Raw genomic sequence first — 8497 nt, forward strand, 5'->3', positions numbered from 1 at the left:
ATAAAAAAATTGAAAGCGTTGCGAAGCAACGCTTTCAATTTTTTTATTGATTTGGGTGCAAAGTGATGTAATTAATGGCGTAGCCATTAATTACATTGGTATAACATTGCTAGAACTGGGGTGCAAGGATTCGAACCTCGGAATGTCTGGACCAAAACCAGATGCCTTACCGCTTGGCGACACCCCAATAATGTTTGGGTGCGTTTCACAAATCTCTTTGATTGCGCGGTACTTACTATAGCAAAGGGTGATGGGGTTTTGTCAACCCATTTAGTAAAAAATCTCCCAAAGACTCAAGAACTTTTATGTAGCGCGGCTTTGCCGCGCTACATAAAAGTTTTGGGCAAGCCCCTAATTATCTAGAAGTACAGAATCTTTAGACAGCGCAATTTGTAGCTTACAGAAGCCCTCAATATGACTGCAAACATCTTGAAGATTACGCTCAGACCATGCTTGCCCATTGCTCAAGGGGGTATCAAAGCCATTGGCAAAAACATGCACAATCGGATCACCTGCATCAGGTAACACTAAAACCCAATCGCGATCGCCATAAAAAACCTTCACGCCATCGATCAGCTCCATTTTTTCGCGTCCGTAAGATTCGACTAGGTGGCGCATGAGTGTCCCCTTAATACTCCAAGGACAGCGCACCATCTGTTTCCGAAAATGACAACGGGGCAAATGTGAACGGACTTGCGACAACGATCGCTTTTGTAGGGTGATCCATTCCATGATCTTGGCAATGCTAAACATGGCATCAAAGCCGGGGTGAAGCTGCGGAAAAATAAAGCCCATTTCGGCGGAACCGCCAAGGACTACGCCCTCATTACTATGGCAAGTCGCCATCAACGCCGTTGGATTAGCACGGGTGCGGATTACTTTACCACCATGCTTTTCGGCAATCAGTTCCACCATACCCGAAGCCGAAACAGGAACAACTACTGTGCCGCCAACCTGTGAGGTCAGCACCATTTCCACCATTAAGCCCGTTAAGGTTTCATCACGAATGGATTTTCCTAATTCATCGATCAAGATAAATTTTTCACCATTAGCATAGACCTGTACGCCAAAGTTACCTCTTACCGCCTTGACCACATCGGTTAACTGAATTAACATTTTTTCGCGATCGACGGGGGCAGGAGCAACTTCATTGAGGCTGGCATTGAGAACCACCACATCGGTGCTAAATTTGCCTAAAATGCGCGGTAAAACTGCTCCTGATACTGCGTAAACATAATCAATGACAATCTTTTTACAATCGCTAAATCTGATCGCCTCAACGTCAATATTTTTGGCAAAGCCGCTGTTGTAATAATCTAATACGCGAGTGGGGTAACTAATTTCGCCGATTTCTTCAATCCTTGCCCTGCGAAAGTCTTCTTTAAAAAATGTGCCTTCAATCTTTTTCTCTGCGGATTTGTTGATATTGATCCCATTAGCATCCAGAAACTCAATCATCACGCAGTCATTGCGATCGGGATGGACTCGCACATGAATACCGCCGACAACGCCTAGACTGGGGGCAATAAACCGTGAAATGGGGATCGCTGTTGCTTCAAGGTTTTCAACATTAATGCCTACAGACATTAATCCTGAAATTAGCGATCGCGTTAGCATTCGGCAAATCGTGCGCTGATCCCGTGAAACCATTACATGGGAATTGGGACGCAATGTTGCACCATAGGCTGCCCCCAACTTCACGGCAAATTCGGGCGTAATATCGACATTGGCTAAGCCAGACACACTATGTTGTCCAAACAAATTCCGTGAAGCCATCGCGCCCCAAATCAAATTGGTGGTTAGGGTTGCGCCAGCTTCCACATGTTTGCTCGGCCAAATTCGCACATTCGGGAAAACTCTCGCCTCTTCACCAATTACTGAATTAGAGCCAACTACCGCTCCTTCCATCACATGGGCGCGGCGACTAACACGAACATTGCGAGAGATGGTACATGCCCACAGATGGCACTCTTCGCTAATCATGGCACTATTGCCAATAATCGGTCGTTGCAGATCGCAGTCGGAGCCAATGGTGACGCGATCGCCAATGATCGTACCTGCGGAAATCTTAGTGCGATCGCCGATGGAGCAATTACTCCCAATCAATACAGGCGGCTCAATTTGGACGGTGGGTGAAATGACTGTATGTTTGCCAATCCATAAGCCTGTCCGTAACTGCACATAGTCTAGATCTAAGTGAACTCGCCCTCTGATCGCATCATATTGAGCCTGTCGATACGCATCCAAAGAGCCAATATCACACCAATAACCACTGGCGATATACCCATACATCGGTACATTTTTGGCGAGTAATAATGGAAACAAATCGGTAGAAAAGTCGCTTGGCTCATTAGCTGGTAAAAAATCTAAAACTTCAGGTTCAAGAATGTAAATGCCTGTATTCACCGTATCGGAAAAAACTTCGCTCGTTGATGGTTTTTCCAAAAATCTTTGAATGCGATCTTCCTCATCGGTAATTACCACCCCAAAAGCCATGGGATCGCTGACTCGGCGCAAAATCAGAGTAGCTTGGGATTTTTTGGCGCGATGAAATTTGAGGGCGGCGGTGAGATCAAAGTCGGTAATACTATCGCCACTAATGACCATGAAAGTACTATCTAAAAGACTTTCGACATTTTTGACGCAACCTGCGGTTCCCAGTGGTTGATCTTCCTCAACCACGTACATCATATTTACGCCAAAGTCTGAGCCGTCGCCAAAATGTTCGCGAATGACATCGGGTAAGTAATGCAAGGTGGCAATTACTTCTCGGATGCCGTGACGCTTCAACAAATTGAGAATATGCTCAGTAATAGGTCGATTTAGCACCGATACCATCGGTTTTGGCATATCACAAGTGAGTGGGCGTAATCTTGTTCCTGAACCACCTGCCATCAATACCGCGCGCATAGATCCTCCGAACGCCAATACGTAATAGGATTAGGCTCTAGTATCGTTCAAATTTGCGATAAAGCAATGAAAATAAACCTTAATCCTGAAACCGATCCCCAATCAAAAATTATTGTGGCGATGGATGTCCCATCAGCTACCGAAGCTATAAATTTGTGCGATCGCTTGCCCCAAGTAGGTTTCTGGAAAGTGGGACTAGAGCTATTTATCGCTGATGGCGGTACGATTTTGCGCGAACTTAAGGCTCGTCATAAAAAGATATTTTTAGATTTAAAGCTGCATGACATCCCCAATACAGTTGGGTCGGCTTGTCGAGTAGCTACGAAATATGGTGCGGATTTCCTAACAATTCATGCTTCGGGCGGTAGTGCCATGATGCGAGCGGCGCAAGCTGAAGTCCAAGGTTCGTCAACCCAACTTTTGGCAGTGTCACTATTAACCAGTATTTCGGCTACGGAACTAGCAACCGATCTCAAAGTGTCCCTTGAAGTCTCTGAATATGTTTCAAAACTGGTGCTTTTAGCACAAGAAAGCGGGCTAACTGGTGCTGTTTGTTCACCACATGAGGTAAAAAATCTGCGATCGCTGCTTGGTGATGATTTTTGCTTCGTCACCCCCGGAGTACGCCCCGCAGGAGCCGCAGTTGGCGATCAAAGTCGGGTAATGACTCCCAAAGAGGCGATCGCCGCAGGTGCTAATTATTTAGTAATTGGTAGACCAATTGTTGCTGCACCTGATCCTGTTGCTGCTTGGGAAAAGATTTGTCAAGAATTGTAGTAACAACACCCTACGCCGATAGAATTTCTACGATAGCTGGGGCTGGGGCTGGCACGGGGGCGCAGCCCCTACATAACATGAATTATGAATTGGGTAGGGGCAATCCCCCCGTGGTTGCCCTGCCACGTTAGCAGCAAAAGATTCATCATTAGCAATTTAAACCCAAAAGAATGGATAAGTCAGTCTTTTGGGTTTAAATTGAGTGTTTTTTGAGTTCATCGAGAGACACAATTTTTAAAGCCGCTTCATGGGTAGCAGCGAGATCTACAGGGGGCGCAACGCCTGCGTCTAGTGCTTCCTTCCATCGTGATGCACATAAACACCAGCGATCGCCTGCCTTTAGTCCCACAAAATTAAACATGGGTGCGGGTGTTCTTAAGTCATTGCCTTGAGCCTTGGTGTAGTCTAAAAATTCATCGGTAACTTGGGCACAGATGACATGAACTCCCAGATCTTGCGCTCCTGTCTGACAAAATCCGTCACGATAAAAGCCTGTGACTGGCGATGAACAACATAGCGCCAGATTTTCGCCCAAAACATTTTTGATGACTGCCATAATTTTTAATCCTGAGCAATAGCCGATGTTGGGGGCTGGCACGGGGGCACAGCCCGAACATAAATATAAATCTATTGTAGGTAGGGGCAATCCCCCCGTGGTTGCCCTGCGTGGCTAGCGGCAAGAGATTCGTCATCTACGTTCTGCGTAACATCAGTTACTAATTACTTATTGATTTTATGATATTCAGCTTCTGTAACTAGATCCAAATTAGTTTCCACGCGATCTAGAAACACTTTTCCTTCGAGATGATCATATTCATGTAGAAAGATTCTTGCCACAAAATCAGTTAGCTTTGTGACTTGCCGATCACCTTGACGATCTAGATATTCCACTTCGATTTGGCGATCGCGTGGCACTAGCCCCCGAATCATCGGTACTGACAGACAACCTTCCCAGCCTTTTTCAGTTTCCCCTGAGGAGGAAATGATTTTGGGATTAATCATCGCCGTTGGTTCCATTTGGGGCGCGTTGGGATAACGCTCATTGGGATGGGAAGCGATGATGATTAATTGCAGCGATCGCCCAACTTGAGGAGCCGCTAAGCCTACGCCCTTACTTTCTTTGAGCGTAACCAGCATTTCATCAATTAACTTCTGAATTTCGCGATCGCGTACATTGGCGATCGGCTTGGCAATCTCTCTCAAAGCTGGATTGCCAAGCTGATGAATAGTTAGCTTTTTGGTAAATATTTTGTCAATAGCTGGAATCAACATGACTACTTTTTAATTAATTGATTTTGGGACAGCCAGAACTTATTGGCAAAAATTAGGCGGATTTAAGCGATCGGTCGTTCTTCACAAAGCTTTAGGATTAGCTTCATAGGCAAGAATATCGATCAAAGCATCGGCTTCTGCAACAGCTAGACGCGCCTTTTGGTAATCGTCTTCAAATTTTGTGTTGGTGTTTGTATAGGCTTGCATGAGCAAAATTGCGAAGTATTCACGTTTAGTCAATCCTTCAACCAAACTATCAGTATCGCGGTTATAACTTACAGGAAAGGCGCTATCAGTACGTCTAGTCGTCATAGATTGTTTTCCTAACAAAATATCAAGGCATATTTTAGCATCAACCTTAGCATCCACAATCTCAGGTTAAGTCAGGTTAAGTTTTTCTCAATTCTTGGCAAGACTTTAGCTGCTATGATTTAGCTGCGTAGCCTAGACATAAATTTAAGCTAAAACCAGTCATGACCAATCCCGCTAGTGATTTAGCCACAAATCTCACAGATGCCTATGAAATCTGTGATGTTGAGCCACTTCAGGGCAAGGGCTTAGAGCGATTTTATTTGCCATTGCTAGAAGCGAGAAATAGTGAGGCAATCACTCAGGTTGGGCAAATTTTGCAGCAGCAGAAACCAGAGTCATTTTCTACGATTTTGTTTACAGGACATCGTGGCTGTGGCAAAAGTACTGAGTTACGGCGCATTGAGGATAAGTGTAAGGATCAATATTTGACTGTCTTTTTGAATGTGGAAGACGAAACTGATATTAATGATTTGGATTATATTGATATCTATTTAATGGTGATCGGTCAGGTAGAGCAAGCTTTGCGAGATCCCAAAATTAAAATTACCTTTGATCAGCAATTACTCAAGAGTGTAGAGGATTGGTTCAAAGTGGTTACGACAGAAGACGAGCGATCAGTCGCCTTGTCTCTGGATGTCGAAGCATCAGCTAGTTTGGGTAGTGAGGCTTCATTCTTTGCCAAGCTTTTATTCAAGTTAAAAGGGGTTTTCAAGAATTCTTCGTCTCAAAAAACAACGATTCGGGAGACCTTGAAAAAAGAGTTTACCCGTATGAAAGGGGACATTAATTTATTGTTGGGGGATGGGCTAAAAAAACTGCGGAAGAAGTTTCCTAATTACAAAGGCTTTTTGGTAATTGTCGATAACCTCGATCGCTGTCCGCTTGAGGTATCTAACAAGTTGTTTTTTGACTATGCAGCTCAACTTACATCATTACACTGTTCGATAATTTACACAGTTCCGATCTCGGCACTCTACTCTTCGCGTGGGTTGAGTAATTCCTTTGACGATCCGCATATTGTGCCGATGGTGAATATCTATGAACTCGATCGCGCTAAATATCCCTTAGAGTTCAATAAAACGAGTTTAGAAGCGGTGGCAAAAATCATTGAAAAACGGGTGGATGTGAATGTGATTTTTGATTCGCGCCGTGAGTTAATGGAATTAGTAAAGGCAAGTGGTGGGCATATTCGGCAATTGATGCAGTTGATGCAGAGAGCTTGTTTGACGGCAAGTGGTCGCGAACATGACAAGATCTTGGCTGAGGATGTGGAATATGCGATTAAGCAACTTCAGTTTAGTTTGGAGCGATCGCTTTCTAATAAAAAATATTTTAACGAGTTGGCTTATATCGCCTTAAACAAAGATTTTTCCGATGAAGAGGATGTTAAAGTCCAGATGCTCTATAGTACGGCGGTTCTAGAATATAACGGTAGCGATCGCTGGACTTATCCCAACCCTTTACTTATGCGTAGCAATGCTTTCACCAAAGCCATCAGCAGTCTCTCAAATCCCTAACGATGATCGCGCTCAGATTATTTCGCTGCTAGAGCATAATCAGGAAGTGTTTCAGATTTTGCTTGCCTTTGTGCAGATGTCCAAAGGTTTTAAGGTGGCGTTTGCTGAGATCAACTTTCCACCTGATATTGATATTCTGATTGCTGCTTTGCAGGAGCATCCTAAATGTCAAGTCATTCAGTTTGTGGTGCTACGTTTTGATGACCCAGACTTGCGGTTTTTATTGGAGGCTATTAAGCAAGAGCTCACCAAGATCGAGATACAGCCTGACAAAAAATTAGTTTTGATTTTGCAAGGTTTGGAAAAGGCGATCTCATACAGTGGTGACAATCCGCCTATATTAACCAATCTCAATTATGCTCGTGATTCTTTCCCCATCTCGATTCCCCATCCCGTTCTATTTGCGTTACCTGACTATGCTGTAACTCGTATCGCCCAGTTTGCCCCTGACTTTTGGGCATGGACATCGGCAACATTTAGATTCCAAACTCCTCCCGAAACCCGCGATCGCTTAACTGCCGAAGTCTCTAACTTTTCTCATAATCCCAATCGCTATTTTGCTAAACCCGAACAAGGGGAACGTATTGATTTATTAGAGAGGCTATTGCAAGAATATACTGAAGATACGGAAGCAAGTAGTCGCACGAGGTTAGAATTGCTCAATCAATTAGGTAAGGCTCATCAATCAATCCGTGAGTTTGATAAAGCAAAGTTCTATTTTCAACAGGCGATCGAGCTTAGTCGGGAACTTGATTACAAACGTGGAGAAGCCTTGGCTTTATTTAATTTGGGTGATATTTACCTCGACTTAAGGGGATTTGAGCAGGCAAGATTATATCTCAATCAATGTTTAGAAATTGAAAAGGAGATTAGCGATCGCTATTCTCAAGCTAGCACGTATCACCAGTTAGGATATATAGCTCAAGTATTGCAAGAATATGAGCAAGCACGTCAAAACTATCAACAAGCTTTAGCGATCAATATCGAATTTGGCGATCACTACTCCGAAGCCAGAACATACCACCAATTAGGAATTGTTGCCCAAAAATTACAAGAATATGAAAAAGCACGGCAAAATTATCAACAGGCTCTGGCGATCAAAATCGAATTTGGAGATCGCTACTCCCAAGCCCGCACATACCATCAGTTAGGAAGAGTTGCCGAAGAATTACGAGAATATACGGAAGCGCGACAAAACTATCAACAAGCTCTCGCGATCAAAATCGAATTTGGAGATCGCTACTCCCAAGCCAGTACATACCACAATTTAGGACTATTAGCAGAAGCAGAAAACAACTTCACAGAAGCAGGTCAAAATCTATTACAAGCCTTAGAAATCTTTGCTCAATTCCAAGATCAGCATAGTGTGGAAATGACTGTAAATAATCTCTCTCACATCTATCAAGCTACCCAAGACCAGAGCCTATTAGAAGCGATGGCAAAGATTTTAGACGTAACCGTTGAAAAACTAGCCTAACCTGTATTATTCACGAGATGGGAAAGAGAAACGAAATCCAAGCAAAAACAGATCGTTAAGTTAAGAATGGAGAGATTTGCATCAATTAAAAGAAGAAAAAGCAACAGAAACAAGAATTAATGGCAAAAATGGACTTAAATGGCTACAAAGAGATAGATTAATCCTATGAGAGGTCAAAAACTAATCAAAAATACAGAAGTTAGGCTCGGATAAACGCTGAGAAATCAGACAG

General features: G+C 43.6%; 7 protein-coding genes and 1 tRNA gene. 3 read left to right on the forward strand and 5 right to left on the reverse strand.

Features of this window, described 5'->3' with window-relative positions; all coding sequences use genetic code 11:
* Nucleotides 1-115: 115 nt before the first annotated feature.
* Nucleotides 116-187: transfer RNA gene (locus tag VB775_RS12120), tRNA-Gln, on the reverse strand.
* A 164-nt stretch (nt 188-351) separates the two neighbouring features.
* The gene (locus VB775_RS12125) at nt 352-2910 is read right to left on the reverse strand and encodes a mannose-1-phosphate guanyltransferase (RefSeq protein ID WP_281008788.1); all 2559 of its coding nucleotides are present in this window, start codon (nt 2908-2910) and stop codon (nt 352-354) included.
* A gap of 66 nt (nt 2911-2976) precedes the next feature.
* Here VB775_RS12125 and pyrF point away from each other — a divergent pair, with 66 nt between their 5' ends.
* Nucleotides 2977-3687 (forward strand): orotidine-5'-phosphate decarboxylase, encoded by a 711-nt coding sequence (gene pyrF, locus VB775_RS12130; protein ID WP_281008787.1) that lies wholly within the window; start codon nt 2977-2979, stop codon nt 3685-3687.
* 193 nt (nt 3688-3880) lie between these two features.
* Here pyrF and VB775_RS12135 read toward each other — a convergent pair whose 3' ends face one another.
* The 3 genes from VB775_RS12135 to VB775_RS12145 form a co-directional block, all read right to left on the reverse strand.
* Nucleotides 3881-4243: a DUF2237 family protein gene (locus VB775_RS12135; RefSeq protein ID WP_281008785.1), complete on the reverse strand. Its 363-nt coding sequence runs from the start codon at nt 4241-4243 to the stop codon at nt 3881-3883.
* Between the two features lie 164 nt (nt 4244-4407).
* Entirely contained in the window at nt 4408-4959 is a 552-nt protein-coding gene (def, locus tag VB775_RS12140; RefSeq protein WP_281008784.1) for a peptide deformylase, read from the reverse strand.
* Nucleotides 4960-5040: 81 nt separating this feature from the next.
* The gene (locus VB775_RS12145) at nt 5041-5271 is read right to left on the reverse strand and encodes a hypothetical protein (protein ID WP_190576788.1); all 231 of its coding nucleotides are present in this window, start codon (nt 5269-5271) and stop codon (nt 5041-5043) included.
* Between the two features lie 161 nt (nt 5272-5432).
* On the opposite strand from VB775_RS12145, the gene VB775_RS12150 reads away from it, so the two are divergent.
* Nucleotides 5433-6788 carry a P-loop NTPase fold protein gene (locus VB775_RS12150; protein WP_281008783.1) on the forward strand — a complete coding sequence of 452 codons (1356 nt, stop codon included), beginning with the start codon at nt 5433-5435 and terminating at the stop codon, nt 6786-6788.
* Nucleotides 6748-8265, forward strand: coding sequence for a tetratricopeptide repeat protein (locus VB775_RS12155; protein WP_281008782.1), 1518 nt, complete (start codon nt 6748-6750; stop codon nt 8263-8265). Before VB775_RS12150 ends, VB775_RS12155 begins: the two co-directional genes overlap by 41 nt.
* The last annotated feature ends 232 nt before the right edge of the window (nt 8266-8497 follow it).

It is taken from the genome of Pseudanabaena sp. CCNP1317 (assembly GCF_034931345.1).
Classification (GTDB): Bacteria; Cyanobacteriota; Cyanobacteriia; order Pseudanabaenales; family Pseudanabaenaceae; genus Pseudanabaena; species Pseudanabaena galeata.